At 63.8% G+C, this 20804-nt stretch carries 17 protein-coding genes; 14 read left to right on the forward strand and 3 right to left on the reverse strand.

What is annotated here, in order from left to right:
• The first annotated feature begins 1 nt into the window (after position 1).
• The 13 genes from tssF to GA829_RS29655 are packed head-to-tail and all read left to right on the forward strand — an operon-like array spanning position 2 to position 15417.
• A complete protein-coding gene (gene tssF / locus GA829_RS29595) occupies positions 2-1867 on the forward strand; it encodes a type VI secretion system baseplate subunit TssF (protein ID WP_195176086.1) in 1866 nt (621 codons plus the stop codon).
• Positions 1831-2898, forward strand: a complete 1068-nt coding sequence (gene tssG / locus GA829_RS29600) for a type VI secretion system baseplate subunit TssG (RefSeq protein ID WP_195176087.1) — start codon at positions 1831-1833, stop codon at positions 2896-2898. The genes tssF and tssG overlap by 37 nt, the downstream gene beginning before the upstream one ends.
• Positions 2895-4340, forward strand: a complete 1446-nt coding sequence (gene tagH, locus GA829_RS29605; RefSeq protein ID WP_195176088.1) for a type VI secretion system-associated FHA domain protein TagH — start codon at positions 2895-2897, stop codon at positions 4338-4340. Before tssG ends, tagH (GA829_RS29605) begins: the two co-directional genes overlap by 4 nt.
• A 3-nt stretch (positions 4341-4343) precedes the next feature.
• The gene (gene tssJ / locus GA829_RS29610; RefSeq protein ID WP_195176089.1) at positions 4344-4796 is read left to right on the forward strand and encodes a type VI secretion system lipoprotein TssJ; all 453 of its coding nucleotides are present in this window, start codon (positions 4344-4346) and stop codon (positions 4794-4796) included.
• 39 nt (positions 4797-4835) lie between these two features.
• Positions 4836-6170, forward strand: coding sequence for a type VI secretion system baseplate subunit TssK (gene tssK, locus GA829_RS29615; RefSeq protein WP_195176090.1), 1335 nt, complete (start codon positions 4836-4838; stop codon positions 6168-6170).
• A 4-nt stretch (positions 6171-6174) separates the two neighbouring features.
• On the forward strand, positions 6175-7500 hold the full coding sequence (icmH, locus tag GA829_RS29620; RefSeq protein ID WP_195176091.1) for a type IVB secretion system protein IcmH/DotU: 1326 nt from the start codon (positions 6175-6177) through the stop codon (positions 7498-7500).
• A gap of 1 nt (position 7501) precedes the next feature.
• Positions 7502-11038, forward strand: coding sequence for a type VI secretion system membrane subunit TssM (tssM, locus tag GA829_RS29625; protein WP_195176092.1), 3537 nt, complete (start codon positions 7502-7504; stop codon positions 11036-11038).
• Complete coding sequence (gene tagF, locus GA829_RS29630) at positions 11020-11562, forward strand: type VI secretion system-associated protein TagF (protein WP_195176093.1); 543 nt, start codon at positions 11020-11022, stop codon at positions 11560-11562. Before tssM ends, tagF begins: the two co-directional genes overlap by 19 nt.
• A 2-nt stretch (positions 11563-11564) precedes the next feature.
• Positions 11565-12398, forward strand: coding sequence for a PAAR-like domain-containing protein (locus GA829_RS29635; RefSeq protein WP_195176094.1), 834 nt, complete (start codon positions 11565-11567; stop codon positions 12396-12398).
• A gap of 6 nt (positions 12399-12404) precedes the next feature.
• Positions 12405-12797 (forward strand): hypothetical protein, encoded by a 393-nt coding sequence (locus tag GA829_RS29640; protein ID WP_195176095.1) that lies wholly within the window; start codon positions 12405-12407, stop codon positions 12795-12797.
• Positions 12797-13285 (forward strand): hypothetical protein, encoded by a 489-nt coding sequence (locus tag GA829_RS29645; RefSeq protein ID WP_195176096.1) that lies wholly within the window; start codon positions 12797-12799, stop codon positions 13283-13285. Before GA829_RS29640 ends, GA829_RS29645 begins: the two co-directional genes overlap by 1 nt.
• Positions 13286-13288: 3 nt before the next feature.
• Positions 13289-14377, forward strand: coding sequence for a DUF2169 family type VI secretion system accessory protein (locus GA829_RS29650; RefSeq protein ID WP_195176097.1), 1089 nt, complete (start codon positions 13289-13291; stop codon positions 14375-14377).
• Positions 14365-15417 carry a hypothetical protein gene (locus GA829_RS29655; RefSeq protein ID WP_195176098.1) on the forward strand — a complete coding sequence of 351 codons (1053 nt, stop codon included), beginning with the start codon at positions 14365-14367 and terminating at the stop codon, positions 15415-15417. The genes GA829_RS29650 and GA829_RS29655 overlap by 13 nt, the downstream gene beginning before the upstream one ends.
• 27 nt (positions 15418-15444) lie before the next feature.
• Here the strand turns inward: GA829_RS29655 and GA829_RS29660 are convergent, their stop codons facing one another.
• From GA829_RS29660 to GA829_RS29670, 3 genes are read right to left on the reverse strand one after another with little or no spacing between them, the layout of a single operon-like run.
• Positions 15445-16608: a hypothetical protein gene (locus GA829_RS29660; protein ID WP_195176099.1), complete on the reverse strand. Its 1164-nt coding sequence runs from the start codon at positions 16606-16608 to the stop codon at positions 15445-15447.
• 7 nt (positions 16609-16615) lie between these two features.
• Positions 16616-17050 (reverse strand): DUF6484 domain-containing protein, encoded by a 435-nt coding sequence (locus GA829_RS29665; RefSeq protein WP_195176100.1) that lies wholly within the window; start codon positions 17048-17050, stop codon positions 16616-16618.
• Between the two features lies 1 nt (position 17051).
• Entirely contained in the window at positions 17052-19379 is a 2328-nt protein-coding gene (locus GA829_RS29670) for a type VI secretion system Vgr family protein (RefSeq protein WP_195176101.1), read from the reverse strand.
• Between the two features lie 203 nt (positions 19380-19582).
• Here GA829_RS29670 and tagH (GA829_RS29675) point away from each other — a divergent pair, with 203 nt between their 5' ends.
• Positions 19583-20689, forward strand: a complete 1107-nt coding sequence (gene tagH / locus GA829_RS29675; RefSeq protein ID WP_195176102.1) for a type VI secretion system-associated FHA domain protein TagH — start codon at positions 19583-19585, stop codon at positions 20687-20689.
• Positions 20690-20804 lie beyond the last annotated feature (115 nt).

Below are 20804 nucleotides of genomic sequence, written 5' to 3' on the forward strand. Positions count from 1 at the left end.
GATGGATCGGGTCTTCGTCGAATATTACGAAGAGGAACTGACCCATATCCGCGGCCTCGCGGCGGAATTCGCCGACATGCACCCGGCGGTGGCGCGCAACCTGTCGCTCGATACCGTCCCCTGTCCGGATCCTTATGTCGAGCGGCTGCTGGATGGCGTCGCATTCCTCGCCGCGCGGACCCGGCTGAAAATCGATGCCGAGCGCTCGCGATTTTCGCGCAGCGTGCTCGATGTGCTTTATCCCGACCTGGTCACACCGGCACCGGCAACAGCGATGGTGGTGCTGAAGCCTGGCCAGCAGGTGCAAACGATGCTCGCTGGCCATGTCGTCAAGCGCAACACACGGCTGGTCTCCAGCCTGCAGCCAGGCCTGTCTACGCGCAGCACTTTTTCCACCGCGCAGGAAATAACGCTGTGGCCGATCGCAATCACTTCGGTCAGCTATTTCCAGGATCGCAGTGCGTTGGCGGCGGCCGGTATCGCGCCCAACGGCGGCGAGGCGGCGCTGCGCCTCACACTGGCACGGACCGGAAAGGGCAAGCTCAGCGAATTGGCGCTCGACCGGCTTGATCTCTATTTTGCCGGGCGTACCAAGGCGCCGCTTTTGTTCGACGCGATTTTCGGCGCCTGCGCGTCCATTGGCGCCCGGGCCGAAGGCAAGACCAATCCGCTGTCACCCCTGCCGGGGCCTGAAATGATCGGCATCAGCGACGACGAAGCATTGATGCCGCGGACCCGCCCGACATTCGAAGGATACCGCCTGCTGCGCGAGTATTTCGTGATGCCAGAGCGTTTTCACTATGTGCGCGTCTCTGGCCTGCAGCCGGTGGTGCGCAAATGCGAGGCGGGGCTTGAGGTCATCTTTCTGTTTCGCCGCCCGGTGCCGGAACTTGCCGACCTGACGCCGGCGGATTTCGAACTCTTCGCAACGCCGATCATCAATCTCTTCGAACGCGAGTGCAATGTCGTCGAGCTCGACCAACGCAAGACGCGGCAAGTGCTGCACGCCGATCGCACGCGGGCGCGGGACTTCGAAATCTACCGTGTCATCCGCGTCGAGGACGCCGACAGTGAAGGCTCCGATGCCGAGATCCCGGAACTCTTCAGCCTGGGGCAGAACCGTGGCAGTGGCTGGGTCTACTCGACGGAGCGGCGCCCGCGCCGGGCAACAGAGGATGAGCGGCGCGAAGGCCTGACCCGCACCTCCTACACCGGGGACGACGTTTTCCTGGCCGTCTCGCGGCCGCTCGGAGTGCCGGCGAACCGGCCACTGAAGCGCCTCGACATCATGGCGCTTTGCACCAACCGTGATCTGCCGATCCTCGACGACAGCCCGACCTTGACGCTGGAGGCAGGTGATCCGGTCGAGGCAGTCAGGCTTCTCGGTGCATTGCGCCCGCCGCAGCCGGCCATTCCCGCCGCGCTGCCCGCCGGCGCCGACGGTGAATCGCGTGCCGACGATCTGGCCTGGCGGCTGGTGGCGCAGCTGGCGCTCAATTTTCTCAGCCTCGCCAAGGAGGGCCGTGGCGTCGACCCTCTGCATGCGCTGCTCGATCTCTATGCCGGCCGCGGCGATCCGAGCCTTGCCCGCAATGTGCATTCCATCGTGCGCATCGACTCGCGTTCGGTGATCGAGCGGCTGCAGATCGACGGGCCGATGTGCTTCGGGCGCGGCACCGAAGTGACGCTGCATGTCGACCAGTCGGTGTTGGCCGGGCAAAGCACATTGCTGCTTTCGGCCTTGCTGGCGCGGCTGTTTGCCCGCCACGCCGGAATAAACGGCTTCGTGCGAACGCGCACGCGGCTGCTGCAGAAGCAGGAGGATGTGCCATGGCCGATGACGCCCGGCAATCGCTACCTGATCTAGACGCGTCCCGCCCGGAACCGGCCGGGGACCTGTCCGAGGCGTTCGATTTTTTCGAGCTGCTGCGCCGCCTTGAACAGCGAGGTGGCCGGTTCGGCCATTCCGGCCGCCCCGACCGCGAGCCGGCAAGGCTCGGCCAGCATGTGCGCCTCGCCTTTTCGGCGCGGGACCTTGTCCAATTCCGCGAAGCCAGCGACAAGACGCCGGCCCGCGTCACAGCCGCGAATATCGGCCTGCTCGGACCCGAGGGGCCGATGCCGCTGCATCTGACGCGCTGGGTGCTCGACCGCTTGTCGCAGCGCTGGTTCGGCGGCGCCGATGCGCAGCAGACCAGCGACACGACGTTCGTGGATTTCGTCAACGTCCTTCAGCACCGCATGATTGCCCTGTACTACCGAGCCTGGGCGGATGCGCATCCGGCGGTTCAGGTCGAGCGCGCGGTCGGCGGCCGTGTCCGCGCCATGCTTGAAGCCTTGGCGGGGATCGGCCTGCCCGGCACCCAGAACCCGGAACTGGACACCGTGAAGCTGCGCCAGGCGGCGGCGCTTGCGAGCCAGGTCGACGGCCCGGAGCGGCTGACATTGTTCCTGGCGGAGGCGTTCAAGGTACCGGTCCAGCTCAAGGAGTTCGTCGCCGCCTGGATGACAATACCTGCCGCACTGCAGACCAGCCTGGCCAAAGCCTATGCGGTGCTCGGCCGTGGCGCGACAATCGGCCCGCGCACCTTCAGCCGGCAAAGCAGGATCGAACTTCGCGTCGGTCCGGTGGGGCTTGAGGAGTTCAAGGCCTTCCTTCCCGGCGGCCCGCGTCTGAAGCTGTTCAAGCACGCGGTTCGCGACATGGTGGGTGAATCCCTTGATGTCGACCTGCGTATCGTGCTGGCGCGGGAAGCGGTGCCGCCACCGCGCCTCGGAACAGTGCAGCTTGCCCGGACCGCATGGCTTGCGCGGCCTGCTGAAAGGGGCGATGCTGACGACTTGCGACTGCGGACCATCGTCGGATGGCGGTCGGAAATGGCGGGGGTCTCGGCATGAGCCTGCTGCTGACACTGGAGCAAGGACCACGCACCCAGGCGGTGCGTCAGGCCCGGCTGGACGAGGGCGAGTTGGTGATCGGCCGCAGCGCGGAAGCGGGCTGGCAGATCGACGATCCCGACATGTTCGTGTCACGCGCCCACTGCAAGATATCAGGCGGACAGGACGGATATTTCGTCACCGACACGTCGAGCAGCGGACTGTTTGTAAACGATGCGGAGAATCCGCTCGGTACCGGCAATTCCATGCGCCTGCAAAACGGCATGCGGCTGCGGCTGGGCGACTATGTGGTGTGGGTCGAACTCGAGGCACAAAAAGCCCAGGCGCCGGCAGCCAGCCAAGCCGCGCCGGCACGCTCGCCGCTTGCGTCACGCGCGCCGGTGAGCATTGGCCGCGATGATTTCTTTTCGGCTAGGACGGAAGAAGAACCGAGGCGGCCACGTCCAGCCGATCTGCCGAACCCCTTCGAGCAGCCGGCTCCCGGCGCCTTCGAGCGCGTGCGCTCCAGCGAGCGCAGTTCGCCGGCTTTCGACGATCCATTCAGCCTCGACCCGGTTTCAGAAACCGCCCCCTCCGCCGAACAGCGCGACACGCCTCCGGCCAACGACCCGTTCGGCCTCGAACCGCTGCCATCCTCTCCGAATGGGCGCGCGAAACCGGACAGGCCGTCCGAATTCGATGACGGCTTTGGCTTCGGCCCTGCCCCAACGCCGGCATCTGTCAAAGACGCCGCTCCCAGCCCGCGAGAGCGCGCTGCCGAGAAGCCGCGAACCGCCAATCCCTGGGATTTGCCTGTCCCCGAGGCCCCTGCCCCACCCCGGCAGAGCATCGCCGCAAGGCCGGCACGCAGCCCGGCAGCGGCGGCGCCCACCGATATGGCGCTGCGCAGCGCGTTCCTGCGCGGAATGGGCATCGAGGAAGCGGATTTCCCCGGGCGCGACACGATCGCGGAAATGGAGAAATTCGGCCGCGAGTATCGCTTGATGATGGACGGCCTGATGCAGCTTCTGCGCAAGCGGGCCGAGGAAAAGGGAAACGCCCGCGTCGCCCAGACCATGGTCGGCGCCTCGGAGGTCAATCCGCTCAAGTTCCTGCCGTCGGTCGACGATGTTCTGGTGACCATCATCGCCGAGCGCAGCCCTGGTTTCCTGGCAGGCGAGCCGGCGATCAAGGACGCGGTCCGCGATCTCGCACAGCATCACGTCCGGGCCTGGCGCGGTGTGCAAAGCGCATTGCGGCGCATGATCGATCGTTTTGATCCGGTCGCGCTCGAGAAAGAGCTGAAATCCAGTTCCGCGATTGGCACGCTGCTTTCGGGCGGGCGCGGCGCCAAGCTGTGGGAGCTTTACCAGAAACGCCACCGCGACATCGCCAGGAGCGCGGAAACAACCTTCCTTGGCGAAATCGGCGCCGATTTTAGGGACGCATATGAGGAGGAGTGAGACATGATCCATAGACGCGAATTCATCATTGCCCTGGGTGCAACTGGATTGCTGACAGCTTGCCAGAGCGGCCCGCCAAAACCGTCGGTCATCACCGTCAAGGTATCCGGCGGGGCCGGCATGAACCCAGGCCCTGGCGGCGGTGACAGGCCGGTGACGGTCCTGGTCATGCGGTTGCGCAGCACCGGCAAATTCAATTCGGCCGACTATTTCGCGCTGCAAGGGGACGCCGGCACCGCGTTGGCAGGCGATCTCATCGGCTCCGACCAGATCGCCGTCGGACCAGGAAAGACCGGATCCAAGACCATCACCGTCGAGCCGGACGCAACCGCGCTGGGCTTCGTGGCGCTGATCCGCGAACCTGGCGGTCGAAACTGGCGGACAACCAAGTCGGTTTCGCCGGGGTCGAGTTTCACGGTCAATGTCACGCTTGGCAGCGGCGGTATTTCCGCTTAGCCGCCAAGCCAAGGAGCGCCTGATGCAGAGAGTGATGGCATGAGCGATGCAAACAGGGTGCTGTGGTCCGAAGGACTGTTCCTGCGGACCCAGCATTTCCAGCAGCAGGATCGCTTTTTCGAAGCGACGGCGCGCGGCGTGTTGCAGGCCGGGCAACTCCACACGTTCGGCTTTCAACAGCTGACGCTGGACCAGTCACAGCTCGAGGCCGGTCAGATTTCCATCCTCTCGGCGCGCGGCATATTTCCTGACGGGACGCCCTTTGCCATTCCAGAAATGATGGATGCGCCAAGGCCGTTGTCGATCACACCGGACATGGGTGCGGGCGCGGTGCTGATCGCACTGCCGCTCGAGCCGCCCGGCGGCGTCGGCTTCGATCCCGCCCATGCGGGTTCGACCGGCGCGCGCTATCACGGCAAGATCGTTACGATCCGCGACGCCGTGCAGGGCGGCTCGGACGCGGAAGAGATCGAAATCGCCCGTCCGCAGGCCTTGCTGCTTGCTCCAGGCAAGTCGGTCGGCGGCTACACCGCTCTGCCGATAGCCGATATCAAGGGAATTCGCGCCGATGGAGGCGTCTCCCTGGACGAGACATTCCTGCCGCCCGGACTGGTGACAGGTGTGGTCGCCTGGTATCGCCAATTGCTCCAGGAAGTTATCACCGGCCTCGACCAGATCGCCGAAGCGCATGGCAAGATGGTGATGGGCGGGCCGGGCCGCAGCGTCGAAGACCTCTTGATGCTCAACCTCGCCAACGCGGCGCGCCCACGGCTTGCTCACATGCTGGCGCAGGACGTTTTCCATCCGGCTGAACTCTATCTTGAGCTTGCTGGGCTTGCCGGCTCGATGGCGACCTATGGTTCGAGCGCGCGGCGGCTGGGCGAGTTGCCGGCTTATGATCACATGGCGCCGGGCCCTGCCTACATGGCGCTGGCGGATGCCTTGCGCTCGCTGATCCTCAGCCTGCGCTACATCGAGCCCAAGTCGCGCGCGCTGCCTGTCATGCGGCATTCGACCAATGTCTGGAAGATCCGCATCGACAACCCGAAGCTGCTGGTGGCCAGCCGCATCGTCATCCGCGTCGGCTCCGAACTGTCGGAAGACGCGCTGCGCAAGATCTTCGTCAACCAGGCGACTGTTGGCTCTGCCGATCAATTCGAAGGCCTGTGGAAATCCCGCCTGCCCGGCATTCCGCTAAAGCCGCTGCATTCGCAGCCGCGCGAGATTCCCTATGACGGCGATCGGCTGTGTCTCGAACTCGATCAGAAAAGCGAGCACTGGGCCTCGCTGCTCGACGCTCCCGGCTTCGTCATCGGCGTGTCCGGCGTGTTGCCGAGCGAGCCGCAAGTGGACTGCTATTCGGTGAACAGGTGAGATCATGAGCCGGGATGATCCTTTCGGACTGTCGGAGGATCGCGAACGCACTCGCATACGGCTGACCGGGGCGCAGCCGCGCCCGATGACGCCGTTGGCGACGGGTGCCCCGGTGAAGCGTACGCGGGCGCATCCGAACGCGCTGGTCAATGCCTTCGCGCCCCTGCTGGAATTCGCGCCAGAGCTTGAGAGCGCGCTGCCGCCGGAAAATCCGGAAGTGCTGCGCACACGGCTGCTCGATGAACTGGTGCGGGCCCGCGACACGGCAATGTCGGCTGGCTCCTCCATGGAGAGAGCCGATCAGGCGGCATGGGTGGTGGCCGCGCTGCTCGACGATCTCGCCTTGAACACGCCATGGGGCGGCGCCAGCGCGTGGCCGCGCCAGCCGCTCGTGGTCATGCTGCGCGGCGATGTCGATGCCGGCACGCAGTTCTTCACGCGCCTCGACGAGCTGGAGCGTCACCCGAACCGGGATCGCGAATTGCTGGAGCTGCAATACAGTTGCCTGGCGCTCGGCTTCCGCGGCAAATATCGCGTCCCCGGCCGCTCGGGTGACCGCTCGCTCAATGCCGTGCGCGTGGCGGCTGCGCGCTTCCTGCGCGATGCCGACGCCGAAGGCGCACCGCTGTCGCCAAACTGGAAAGGCGTGATCGCCTCCGACGCGCCGCAGCGCTTCATCGTGCCGATCTGGGTGATGGTGCTGGCTGCGGCCGTTGTCGCCACCGCGATCCACATTGGCCTCTCGATGGGGCTGAGCAGCCAGGCGGTCGAGCTGTCGGCGCTGGTGCGCGCGCTGCCGCCGCCCAACCGCACCGATGTCACCCGCGCCAAGCCGAAAAGCGATGTGCCGCCGCCTCCGCCCGAAAAGGTGGATTTCGCACTGTTGCCGGAATTCCAGGCCGGGGCGCCAACCGATCTCAAGCAGGCGCTCAGCGGCACCGAGAGCGTTTCGCTGGCCAAGCTGATCATCCAGGCTTCCAACCCCGAACTGTTTCAGTCGTCGCGGCCGCAGTTGACGGAGGGGTTCGAGCCGCTGATCAGCTCGATCGCCAAGGTGATCCTCGCCAATCAGGAGTTGATCGGAAACATCACCGTGGTCGGCCACACCGACAGCGTTCCCTTGCAGAAGACCAACCCGCTCTCCACCAATCAGCGGCTGTCGGAGGCGCGTGCCGCGACCATCGCCGAAATGCTGGTGCAGAACGGCGTGCCGCAGGACCGTGTCCACTCCGAAGGCCGCGCAGCCACAGATCCAGTCGCCGATGACAGCACACGCGAGGGCCGGGCCTTGAACCGCCGCGTCGAGGTGCTCGTCGAAAAGAGGCTGTGACATGTTCATCCTGCGCTTCCTCTGGGCGGTTCTGACGTCACGCTGGCTGTGGACGCTGATCGGCCTGACGCTGCTTGCGCTTGTTATCTGGGTGTTCGGGCCGATTGTCAGGGTTGGCCCCTACGATCCCTTCGCCTCGGAAAACGTCCGCATCGTCATCATCGCTCTGCTGGTGATCTTCTGGCTGATCTGGCTGATCGTCGCCCAGCGCCGGGCGATCCTCGCCAACCGGATGTTCGTCGCCGAGATCGCTGCTCCGGTGGCGGAGAAACCACTCAGCCCCGGCGAAGAGAATGTCGCCGCGGTCGGTGCCAAATTCAGCGAGGTGATGGCCGAGCTGAAGCGCCGCAAGCTGGGCGGTCGCAAGTTCCTGCGCGAAATGCCCTGGTATGTCATCGTCGGGCCGCCGGCGACCGGCAAGACCACCGCCCTGCGGCAGTCCGGACTGAACTTTCCGATCGACCTCACCGACGACCTCCAAGGGGTTGGCGGCACCCGCAATTGCGACTGGTTCTTTTCCGAAAACGCGGTGCTGATCGACACCGCTGGCCGCTATGTCCAGCAGGAGAGCCAGCCTGACGTCGATGCGGCGGAATGGCTGGGTTTCCTCGACCTCCTCAAGAAGCATCGTGGCCGGCGCGCGCTCAATGGCGTCATCGTCACGCTGTCGATCGACGCGCTGCTGGAGGGTGACGAGGCCATCAAGGCGCATGGCCGCAAGATCCGCCGCCGCTTGGCCGAGCTCAACGACCGGCTCGAAATCCGCCTCCCCGTCTATCTGATGCTGACCAAGGCCGATCTGATCAAGGGTTTTGAGGCATTCTTCGGCGGCCTGTCGACGGCGGCGCGCGAGCAGGTCTGGGGGACGACCTTCGCGCTTGACGCGCGCGTCGATGCCAAGACCATCGAGCGCGAACTGTCGATCCTGGCGGGCGAACTTGAACGGCGGCTGGTGCCACGCCTCGAAGACGAGGACAAGCTCGCTACGCGCGCGGAAATCTTCCGGTTCCCCGCCCAGCTGGCAAGCCTGTCCGAGCCGATCCAGGTGCTGATCGAGGCGATGTTCGGCGAGAGCCGCTACGAAGAGGCTGCCTGGCTGCGCGGCCTCTATCTGACCTCGGCGACGCAAGAAGGCGCGCCGATCGACCGGCTGACCGCGGCCCTTTCTTCGTCCTTCGGCCTGCCGCCGCGCCGCGCATTGCCGGCGCAGCGCGTCGAAAAGCGCAGCTTCTTCCTGAGGAATCTTCTGACCGAGGTCATCTTCAAGGAAGCCGGCCTTGGTACGTTCGATCCGTTGGCGCAGCGCCGGCGCACCTGGATCTGGCGCGGTGCGGCGGCGGCTTGTACGGCCGCGGCCCTGCTGGCGGGCGGGCTGTTCACCTGGTCTTACTACGACAACCGCAATGCGATCACCGCGCAGGCAAGCCAGTTCGAGGCGCTGCAGGCGCCGCTGACCTCGGCGGCCGCGAGCCCGGCCTCGGTCGAACAGCCTGAGATCGACGGCGCGCTCAACGCGATGGCCGAAGTTGTCGGTGCCCGCACCACGCCGCCGGGCGGCGCCCAGGATCTGCTTGGGCCATCGGCCTCCGCCGAACTGGTACGGGCGCAGACCGACACGTATGACCATGCCTTGCGCAACGTACTCGAGCCGCGGATGGTCGCCTTGCTCGAAGCGACCATGTGGCGGCAGATCCGCGATCCGGATTTCATGCTCGGTGCGTTGAAGACCTACCGCATGATGACAGGCCTGTCGCAGATGGATCCTGATTTCGCCCAGAACTGGTGGGTGAACAGTCTGCCTGAATTCGCCGCCGCCGCCCCGTTCCCGACCGCCGATGCGGAAGAGCATCAACTGGCCGCCATCCGCCGCATGGCTGTCGACGAGAGCTACGTCGCGCCCGACCAGGCACTGGTTGCCGAAGCGCTTAAGACGGTGTGCACGATTTCGCTGCCGGCGCGCGCCTACAAGCAGTTGCTGGCCGACCCGGCGGTCACCGCACTCAAGGAATGGATCCCGGCGAACTTCGCCGGCCCGAACGGCGCCAAGGTCTTTGCCCGCCGTTCCGACAAGACGCTTCGTGTCGGCATTTCCGGCGCCTTCACCTATACCGGCTTTCACGATGCCATTCTCGACCGGCTCGATGACGTCGCCGGCCAGGCGGCGCTTGACCGCGCGGTGTTTGCCGGCGGCTGTTCGGAAAACTCCGAAACCTCTGTTTCCGCGCTGTCCGAGGATATCCTGAAGCTCTATTACGACGACTATATCGCGCAATGGGACAGTTTCCTGCGCGACATGCGGCTAGCGCCGCTGACCGATCTCAACGTTGCCAGCGAAAACCTGAAAGACCTGTCGAGCGCGGATTCAGCGCTGAAACGGCTACTGACGGCGGTCGTTCAGGAGACAGAGCTGACACGCTCCGATGAAGCGCCGGCCGACGACAAGGCGGCGGCCAAGGGCGCGTCGAAACTGCTCGGCAAGCTTGGCAAACTCGGCAAGCTGGCAACTTCAGGCGCCAAGCTTTTGCCCCGCGCCGGCTCCGCCAGCGAAGTGGATCTCACCGGCAATCTGGTGGCCGTGCATTTCAAACCGCTCAAGAGCACCATCGCCGAGGTCGACGGCCAGCCGCCGGCGCTTGACGCCGCCGTGGTAGCGCTGACGGCACTCTCGAACGTGCTCCAGACGGTCACCGCCAACCCCAATCCGCAGGACGCCATCAAGAAGCAGGGTGGCCTCGCCGAATTGACCGGCGCGGTCGCCAGGCAGGCACAGATCCTGCCCGACCCGATCAATGCCTGGCTTGGCGGCATTGCCGGCGACACCAGCAACCTGACGCAGAAGGCGGTCACCTCGGAGCTCAACGCCATCTGGCGGGCCGACATCCTGCCCTTCTGCCAGGCAGCGCTCAACGACCGCTATCCGTTCAGCGCCGACAGCGCGGTGGACGTCAATGTGCGCGACTTCGCCCGCCTGTTCGGCCCGGCCGGGCTGATCGACGGTTTCATCAACGACCATTTGATCAGCTATGTCGACACCACCGGCCAGCCCTGGAAATGGCGCGCCGATTTTGGCCTCGACCCTTCGGCGCTGGCGGCGTTCGAGCAGGCCAGACATATCCGCGACGACCTGTTCCCAGGCGGCACCGGACCGGTGATGAGCTTCACGCTCGAACCAAAGGACCTGTCGCCAAACGTCACCCGCGTGACACTCAATCTCGATGGCCAGAACCTCGTCTATTACAACAACGCGACGCGGCCTCAGCCGATGACATGGCCCGGCAAGGACGGCACCGGCTTCATCTCGCTTGCCTTCCAGCCGATCGACGGTTCGCCCGAAATCATGCTCAACGAAACAGGCAGCTGGGCCTGGCTCAGGATGTTGCGCGCCGGCCGCTTCAGCAGCACCTCGCTTTCGGACGTCTACAGCCTGCGGCTGGGAACCAAAGGCATGTGGGCCGATTTCGAACTCAAGGCCGCCAGCGTCGAAAACCCCTACAATCTCGAGATGTTCAAGAAGTTCACATGTCCGCCGCAGATATGAGCACCGGCTTTTTCGGCAAGATTCCGGCGACGGGGGATTTCGTCGCCGCGAACCTGCCGCGGACTTTCACCGACCGCTGGGACCGCTGGATGTCGATGGAATTGCGCGCGCGGCCGGATGAGCACGAAGACCTCGATGACCGCGTCTGGCGCTTCGTCATCCAGGGCGCGATTTTTGGCGAACAGCCCTGCGCCGGTGCCTGGCGCATGAGCCAGGACCGGGTCGGCCGCCGCTATCCGTTCGCTGTTGTGAGCATCGGCGCGATGCCGGAGGCAACTGACCCGTGGTTCGAAGGCATGGCGAAAATCGCCAAACTGACCGTCAAGGAACTGTGGGACCAGCAGTATATCAGCGCGCATCTGCGAGCGCTGGAACCGCCAAGACTGTTCTCGGCAATGAACCGCATCGTCTTCTGGACGGATGATTGGGAGGTGCGTGAATTCGCTTTCGCCGACATTCATGATCTCGCCGACAACGCGCTGCCGGCAATGCGCGCCGCGCGCGCCGTGGCGCAGGAGTCCTGACCATGGGTCTCAGCGTCTATGCCGAGAAGATGGGCTTCTTCCACAAGGGCAGCAACGGCCAGGGCATTGCACCCGGCGACGTCTGTCTGTCGCCGCCTTCTCCGCCCGCGGGTCCGGTTCCGGTACCCTATGTCAACATGCTGTCGTCATCCGACCTGACCAAGGGCACCAAGAGCGTCAAGATCGACGGCGAGCCGACAGCGATCGAGAATGCGTCGGAAATCTCGACCAGCACCGGCAACGAACCGGCCACGCAAGGCCTCGGCGCGGGAGTCATAACCCACCAGATCAAGGGCAAGGGCGTCTTCAAGCTATGGTCGTTCACGGTAAAGGCGGAAGGCAAGGGCGTCGACCGTCATGGCGACACGATGGACCAGAACACCGCCAGCGACCCGCCGCCAAATTGCGTCAACCCGGCCGCGTTCAACAAATTTCTGGCGACGTTGACCACGGATCAGAAGACGACGAAGTGCGCGGTCAAATATGACCGGGTCGGACACCGCCCAGGACGCACTGATGACCAAGCAGCCAAGGTGAACGGCAAGGCCTGTTGGCAATGCAAAAAGACCAGACGAGGTCAATACTCAAAACTGGTTCCAACGCCGCCCAACGACGAGATGAAGCAGGAGATGGTCCATGATCATCAACCGCCGCTCTGCGTAGCCTGGGAGATGGGCGGTTGTAATATGGAGAAATCGCCCGACGCATTCCTGGCTCATTTTTCGACGCCGCAATCGGTCAAACCTCATTGCGGCCGATGCTCGACATCGCAAGGCTCTCCAGCCGCGAAATACGCTAAGAACTTTATCGACGACATGCCCGTGGCAATTGGGTGACGAGCGATGCGCGGCATAGAAGAAATCAGGGACAGCTACATCGGCGAACTGATCACCATCCAGCCCGAGCTGGAGGACTGGTGGGATGACATGGTCGCCAACGAAGGGGACGTTGTCTGGAAGCGCTGGCCGACCGGGATCGCTGGGCATCCACGCGTGTTGGCGATCTTCCGCAAGCATTACCTTGAGATTGTGGCCTGGAACAATGCGCAGCGCCCCGAGGGCGATGAACCCGAGGAAAAGTGGGGCATCGATAGCGGTGGCCGAAGCCAGGCTTTCGAATGGCCGGTCGAAATCCTCATCATCAACGTCCGGCACTTTGCCCCCGAGCTCCAGCCCCTCATCGATGGCCTGTGCTTTGTGCCTATGGCTATGAATCTCGAAGACGAGGTCGAATAGTGGCCCTGATCACGCGCTACAGCTCCGATCTCGGCATCAGGCGTTTGCTGGCGCAGCCTCGCGATGTCGCTCCGCCGAAGGATATCCGCGTCGCTCGCAAGCACGACGAGGCCAGCCCGATGCACAGAACCCTCTTCATCGAGTATGTGGCGGAGCTGACGGATGCCTACGACATTGCGGCCGAGTGGTGGGCGGACATCATCTCCGCCGAGGAAGAGCTCCAGGGCAGCCGCGAGAAGGCGCTTGCGAAAGCCTTCGATGACCGCGTGGCAGGCGCCGCGGCCAGTCCGAACCTGGTCTGGGTGATACGCCGTTACTGGCTGAAATGCGTCACGGTCAACGTCACTGCGGGTGAAGAAGCTGGCGTTGCCGCCGAGATCTTCCTGCTGCAGTGGCTGATCGATGCCGGCCAGACCGAGTTGGTCAAGCTTGTCGCCTGCATGCCGTATTGGCCGATCGGCCAGGACGAAAAAGGCAATTGGTGCTGATCCATGATGTTCGCGGTCTGGATCGAGAATCGCACGCCGTTCACTGCCGGCAGCTTTGTCCAGGCAAATGCTGACGGCAACGAGGTCTTCCTGGCGGTTTTCTCGGCCAGCTTCGATATGCCTGAAGGTGCTACGCAATTTCAGCCAGCCGAGGAGCAACTGCCGGTAAGTTTCGGCGATCTGCCATTCGGCGATCCTGCCTGCTCGTCAACCCGGTATGAGGGGGAGATCGCATCGGCCAAGCCGGGGATCGACATTGTCCTGAACGGCCAGGCACATGCGCCGCGCGAGGGCCGCGTCGCCGAAATGCAGGTCGGGTTCAAGCTTGCCGGCATCCGGAAGGTGCTGAACGTGACCGGCGATCGCCTCTACGATTCAGGAAGCTATAGCCAGCCACATCCCTTCGCCAGGATGCCGGTCGTCTACGAGCGCGCTTATGGGGGTACCGATGAGAGCGGCAGGACCGATCCACGCAATCCGCTTGGGGTCGGCTTTCATCATGCCCGTTCCGCCGACAAGGCCGTGAAGACGCATGCACCCAATATCACCTATGCGAGTGAGCCGTTCCGCGGCCCCTCCGATCAGCCAAGACCGGCCGGGTTTGGGGCAATCGGCCGCGGCTGGCATCCAAGGCTGCCGTTCGCGGGCACCTACGATCAGGCCTGGATCGACGAACAGTGGCCCCTTCCGCCAAGGGATTTCGATCCGCGCTACAATCTCTGTGCGCCTGCCGATCAGCAGTTGCAGCAGCTGAACGACGGCGAGGAGGTCAGCGTCATCGGCATGACACCGGAGGGCCGCTGGAACTTCCGCATGCCGCGCGTCATAGCTCCGATCCGCCTTCTTTACGACGACCGTGCCGAGGATCGGCCCTTCCGTGTCGATACTGTCGTCATCGAGCCGGATCTGCGCCGCGTCACGTTGAAGTCGCGCTTTTCCATGGTCACCAGGCGCAACACGCCCTTGCTGAGAGAGATCGTCTTCGGCCATGTGACGCCCGCCTTTCTCCTCGCGCGACGCAAGCGCAAGACCTATCTCAGCCCGCGCGGCGATGACGGGCTGATCGCCGCGAGGGCGACATGGCTGGGCTGAAGGCGCCAATCTACGTCATGGGCGGTGGCGCCGTGACGCCTGCCGGTCTCAATGCGCGCCAGACGCTGGCGGCAATCCGGGCCAGTCTTTCCGCCTTCGAGCGGCGTACCCTCACCGACCCGTTCGGCGAAGATCAGACTGTTTCCCGCATCCCCTCTCATTTTTCCCTTCGCGTGACCGAAAACGCGTGGCTCACCAGCATGGCCGCTCGGGCGGTGGGCGAGGCGCTTGAGAGAGGCGGCGTTTCCGCCGGCGCCAGCGCTTTGCTGCTGGTGACGCCGGAGGCATTCCGCGATCATCCAGCTTTCTCCGAGACGCCAGCCAGCGCGTTTCTCGCCGGTCTGCAAGACAGGCTGGGCGAAAAGTTCCATCCCTCCTCGCGCGTCTTCGACGGGGGCGCGGCGGCCTGCCTCGGGCTGCTGGATCGGGCGGCGGACCTGCTCGCGACGCCGGGCATAGAGCAGGTTCTGCTTGGTGGCGTCGACAGCCTGGTGAACGACAAGGATATCGCCCGCCTCATGGCCGCCAGCCGCCTGAAGGCCGAGGACAATGCGCAAGGCCTTGTGCCAGGCGAAGGTGCCGCCGTCGTTTGCCTTCGGCGTTCGCCCGGTCGCGGTTCGCCGGCCCAATGCGCCATTCATGGCGTCGGCGCCGCTTTGGAGGAAAACTCGGTGCTGTCGGAGAACAACAGCCAGGGCAGAGCCTTGGTGGCTGCCTGCCGTACCGCGATCGCGGGCAAGGGCCCGACCGAGGCTGACATAAAGTTCATTGTCAGCAACGACAATGGCGAGCGGTATAGCGCATGGGAGGCCTTGATCGGGCGTGCGCGGTTTTATCGGACGCGCCGCGAGACCTTTCCAATGGCCTACCCCGCAATGACGATGGGCGATATCGGCGCCGGTGCCGGCGCGCTTACACTGCTTATTGCCGCCGACAGTTTCGCCAAGGCCTATGCCCCAGGGCGCGTCGCCATGTGCGAAGCAGCATCGGAAGCCGGCATGCGCGCTGCCGCACTTGTGAGCGAGGTCGTCAGCGGCTGATCGAACCTCGCGGCATTGCCGGGCGGTTCACATCCACGCCGGGATGGGGCGAGACCGCCGCCAGTTGGTCAGCGCCAGTTCCGCGTTGGCGAGCGCCTTCCTCATGGCATCCAGTTTCTGCCGCCGCATCGACTGGAATTTGTCGAACCGCGCCGGGCCCTTGCCATTGTCCCACCAGGCTTGCGCCTGCGAAGCGGAAGGCAGCGGTGTCGCCTCAATGGTCTCAAATCCGGGGCCTAGCTTAGCTGGGTCGGTGACGAACACATCAGTGTCGTTGAAATCAATCTCGATCAGATCGCGCAGCGCGAGCCCCGCCGCATAGGCGAGTTCCGGCGACTGCATCTTCTCGATCAGCCAGGGCATGATCGCCATGTCACCCAGCATCCCGCTGACAGCGACCGCTGCCTCCCGCGTTGCTGGGCCGGATACGGATTGCTGCCACCATGGACGCGCCGCGGCGGGCGGCGTGGTGAGCAGCCGGATTTCCATGATGGAGCCAGCGAACTCTGGGTAGCCAGCCAGCATCTCGTCGAGCACGGGTTGCGCCAGCCGCGCCTCGTCCAGCAGGCATGCCGCCACTGCTGCCTGCAGCCGTTCCTCCGCGCCGCGTGCCTCCAGGCACGCGACAACCTCGACAATGACATCGCGGCGCCGCCGCGCACCCGCGAGCTTCAGCGCTCTGCGGCGCACTTCCGTGTCGCGGTCGCTCAGCAACTCGCCGAGCCTCGGTCCGGGATTGACGCCATGATGATAGAGCGCGCTGAGCCCCAGTGCGCGCTCCATTGCGACCGTCGAATCCAGCCAGCGCGCAACGAACGGCTTCAGCCTGTCCGAGGAGCTGCGTGCGACAGCGCCGGACAGCGCAGACAGCCCTGGTTTCCCAAGCCGCGTCGCGCTCTCAAGAGCAAATTTCATGGCGGTCGGGGATTGCCATTCGATCGCGAGAGCCCCCAGCAGAAACAATTCCGGCGGCTCCTGGTAATCGGCAAACCGTGCCGTCACCAGGTCCCAAGCCGCCTGGCCGGCGGCGAACAGCCCATCAAGATTGGCGTCGAGCCGCTGGTCGATGCGGCCAATATCGAAGGGGCCCATCACGTGGCCGTCGATCTCCCGGGCACGGCGGTGCCACAGGAAAGCGGCATCCTCGACATGCTGCTCGACAATCGCCGGGATCGTTGCAATCCGCTGCATGGACTTCTCAGTTGAGGTGAACAGCCGCGCCCCGGACACGATTCACACCGCTTGCCTGACTGCTCAACTGACTGCCCCGGATCGAGATGCGGCCATTCTTCTCGAGAATGATCGAGGCCAGGCCGCAACGCAGTTCGATGCGCTCCTTGGCGTCCAGCGTCACCGTTTCGCCATCGCGAACCACCTGCACCTGATCGCGCGCATGCGTTGGATCGACGATGCGGCCAACGACAAGCGGGCGGCCCGGATCACCGCCTTCGAAAAGCAGCGCCACCTCCGCGCCAACCGCCGAGGAGTCGAGTTTCGCCAGGCTGCGGGCCTTGAGTGCCGTCTCGCCGGGATTGCCGACGAACACCACGAGTGGCACGCCATCCTCGAAACCGATCAACAGCCCGATGACAACACCCTCGATGCGTTCGGCGGTTTCGTCGCGTCCAGTCATTTCAGTTGTTGAAGACATTGCTACCCTTGATCTTGACGTCGCCGTCAGCTTTGACCTGGACATCGCCGCTGCCCTGGATACGGATATCCTTGCCCTTGATGGAAATCGTCCCATCCTTCTTCATGTTGATCGAGGCATCGCCGCATACCAGCGTGATCTCGTCCCCAGCATCGATCATCAGCTTCTTGCCGACCTTGATCAAACTGTCTTCAGTAATCTGAATACCGCTGCCCTTGCCAACCTTGAGCGCGTGCCCGCCGCCGATTTCGGTGCTGTCATCCGCGGCGATGCTGGCGCTGCGTGCCGCGCCGACGCTGAAGGTCTGGGCGCTGCCAATGGTGACACTCTGGTCGGCGCCGACAGTGATGGTTTGTGCCGCGCCGACGTTCCAGCTGTCCGCCGTGCCAATACTATGGCTCTGGCTGAGCCCAACCGTGACAGACCGCGTCGCACCGATCGTGTTGGCCTGCAGGCCGCCCACGGTTCGGGTCTCGGCGGCGCCAACGGAATCGACACGCGCCGCACCCACGGTAACGGTCTGGACAATCCCCACCGTCTGCGAATGATTGGCGTCGATATTTTCCGTCGAGTTCGCAACGACATGGATCGTCTCGTTGGCGCCAACCGTCAGCGACCGGTTCGAGCCGACCGTCTCGGTGTCGTTCGAGCCGATATTGGTGGTCTGGTTGACGCCGACCTTGACGGTCTTGTTGTTGCCGACGTCCTCATCGAGATTGTGACCGACGGAGTGCTTCGCGTCGTGATCGATGCGGTCTGACTGGTCGTGCTGGACGAGCTTCTTGCGATCATGCTTGACCAGCAGATGGTGGTCTTTCTGCGCCTGGAAATTGACCAGTTCAGAGCCGGCCTTGTCCTCGAACATCAGTTCGTTGTAACCGCCGCCGCCCTTCGACGAGTTGGATTTCCAACCCGATTGCGTCGCGTTGCCGGGCAATCCGTAAGGCGGCATCTCGGAGGCGTTGTAAACCCTGCCTGTGATGATCGGCAGGTCCGGGTCACCTTCTAAGAAGTCGATGATGACTTCCTGGCCGATGCGCGGAATCTGGATGAAGCCCCAGCCGCTGCCGGCCCAGGTCTGTGAGACCCGCACGAAACAGGAGCTGTTCTGGTCCTTCTTGCCCAGACGGTCCCAGTGGAACTGCACTTTCACCCGGGCATATTTGTCGGTGAATATCTCTTCGCCGGATGGACCGACCACCGTGGCGGTCTGCGGCCCGCGCATGATCGGCCTTGGCGTGATCCGGGGCGGGCGAAAGGTCAATTTGGTTGGTGCCAGACCGAGAATGACCTTGTAGTTCTCGCCGTCGACGTCCGTGTGAGCTCTGTATCCGTGATCGAACAGCCTGTATTCGGCGCTGACCACCAGATATTCCTGATTTTGGTCGTCGCGCGGAAAGCCGTGAAGCTTGAAGGTGCATCCCGAGAACAGACCGCGCACGGTTCCGACGGCGGCAACGCGCTGATGCACGGCCTGGATTTCCTCGCGCCGGATTGCCGCCAGGCTGTCACCGCGTTTCACCTCGAGATGCGCGCCACGATGGCGATAGTTCTCGCCCGAAGCCTCCTTGTGGCTGAACGGCTGCGCCGACTTTGCCATCAGGTCAGCGCCGGGTTTTTCGAAATCATAGTCGGTGTGAGCGTAAGCGCCCGGGCGCACCGCACTGCCCGGGGTCCAATCGTTGATGTATTCGACCTCGTGGCGAGAACTGTGACCTTCGTGATGATAAGGCACTTTCTCGTAACCCGGCGCCGGCTTGAGCTTGCTCATCGCATCGGCGAGCACGAGCGTGTGCTTGCCCTCGTCGTGCTCGAAGAAATACAGGATGCCTTCGTGTTCGAGCAACCGCTGCACGAAATCGAGATCCGTCTCGTCATACTGCACGCAATATTCGCGCGGCGGATAGGACCCTTGCAGGCGCTTCTCGAATTTGGCCGTGCCGTATTTCGAGAAGATCTTCTCGACGATTTCGACGACGCTCATGTTCTGGAAAATACGGCAATCGGTGGTGTTGCCGAGGAACCAGAGCCATGGCCTGATGACCGCTTCGTAATATGCCAGCCGATCCTCGGTGCGGGTCAGCCGGAACTCCGAAACCAGGCCGCTGAACCAGCGTTTCGGATCGGATTCGCCCTCGACCGAGACCGGGCCGCCGAGCATCTTCAGCGGGTCGATATCGAAGCTGGTGCTGACAAAGCCGACCGAATAGGCAAAGCAACGGCTGATCTCATCGCGCCCGACAAGATGTGTAAAGGTCAACAGGTCGGCGCCAACCGGTGTCTGGACAACCGTGGCACGTTCGCTGGGCATGGCCTCTCCTAGACGCGGCCGCTATCTATGTTGAGCCTAGCACATGTCTTGCCACGACCAAAGGGGACCACGCGGTCGGCTGCTTCACCGCCATATGAGGATTTTCGGCTTGCAATGCCCTTGTGCCGCCTCTCGCATATTGCCGCTACAATGGAGTATCGTAACGGCTGGTTTGTCCGAGAGGCGGTCGACGGCGGTTCTGGATGTTCATAAGCCTGCAGATCAACAATGCCGACTCTTTTCCCGCCGGCATCTCGACCGGCTACGGGGCTCGTGACCGCAGCTTCGAAATCGGACGCGATGCCTGCGACTGGACCTTGCCCGATCCGGACAAGTTCATCTCCGGCCGGCACTGCGAGGTCCGTTTCGACGCGGGGGCGTTCTGGCTGCACGATGTCTCGCGCAACGGCACTTTCATCAACGGATCGAGCCAGCGCATGGCTGGCCCGCATCGGCTGGATCACGGCGACCGGCTGCTGGTTGGCCGTTATGTCATCTTTGTATCGATCGATGACGAGCGTCCACGAACAGGGCACCCCCAAGGCAACCAGCGTCTGACACAACGCGGGGAAATGCCTGATGGGGCAAGTGGGGAGCGGCCCACAACTCCATCCCCCGTAAGCCAGCCACCAGCATTTGGAAACGAACCATTCTTCAATCCGACAGGGCAGGCGCCCGGGCAGCGAGCTCCTGCGCCACAAGTGCCTCCCTTCACGTCGGGCGATACCGGCCAAGGCTCGGACGCTGCCGCGATGCTGCGGGAAATCGCCATCGGGGCCGGCATACCGCCCGAGCTGTTTCAGCAGCGCGATCCGCATGAAGTTGCCGCCGAGATCGGTTCGGTGATGCGCTTGGTCGTCGAGGAGCTTACCATGCTGTTGAAGGCGCGTGCGGCGGCCAAGGTGCTGGCAAAGAGCACGCACCGCACGATGATCAGCGCCACCGACAACAACCCGCTGAAGTTCGTGCCGGGAACCAATGACATTCTCGAAATCATGTTCGCACGGCGCCGCTCCGGTTATCTCGATGCAAGGCGAAGCATCGAAGACGCTTTCCGCGACCTGAAGACACATGAGTTCGCCACCTATGCAGCCATGCAGGCCGCCCTTTCCCGGCTGCTTGATGACCTGTCGCCCGAGGCAATCGGCCGGAAACTTCCGCCCAGTTCATTCAGTTCGAAGAAAAGCCAGGCCTGGGACGCTTTCGTCGCGACATGGCGAGCCAAGGAAGAGGCGCACGAGAACGGCATGCTCGACATCTTCCTTGCCTATTTCAGCGAAGCCTACGCCAAGGCTGGCAAGCAGAAATAGGGCGAACGGAAATCGCCAAGGCGCGTCCACCGATCTGCTTGTATGTGACCGGTTTCATGGAAAAAACCTTCCCTCGGCCCTTCCGCTTTCCGGTTTCAATCGGCTGCGTGAGCGA

The organism is Mesorhizobium sp. INR15 (genome assembly GCF_015500075.1).
In the GTDB taxonomy this organism is placed as follows: domain Bacteria; phylum Pseudomonadota; class Alphaproteobacteria; order Rhizobiales; family Rhizobiaceae; genus Mesorhizobium.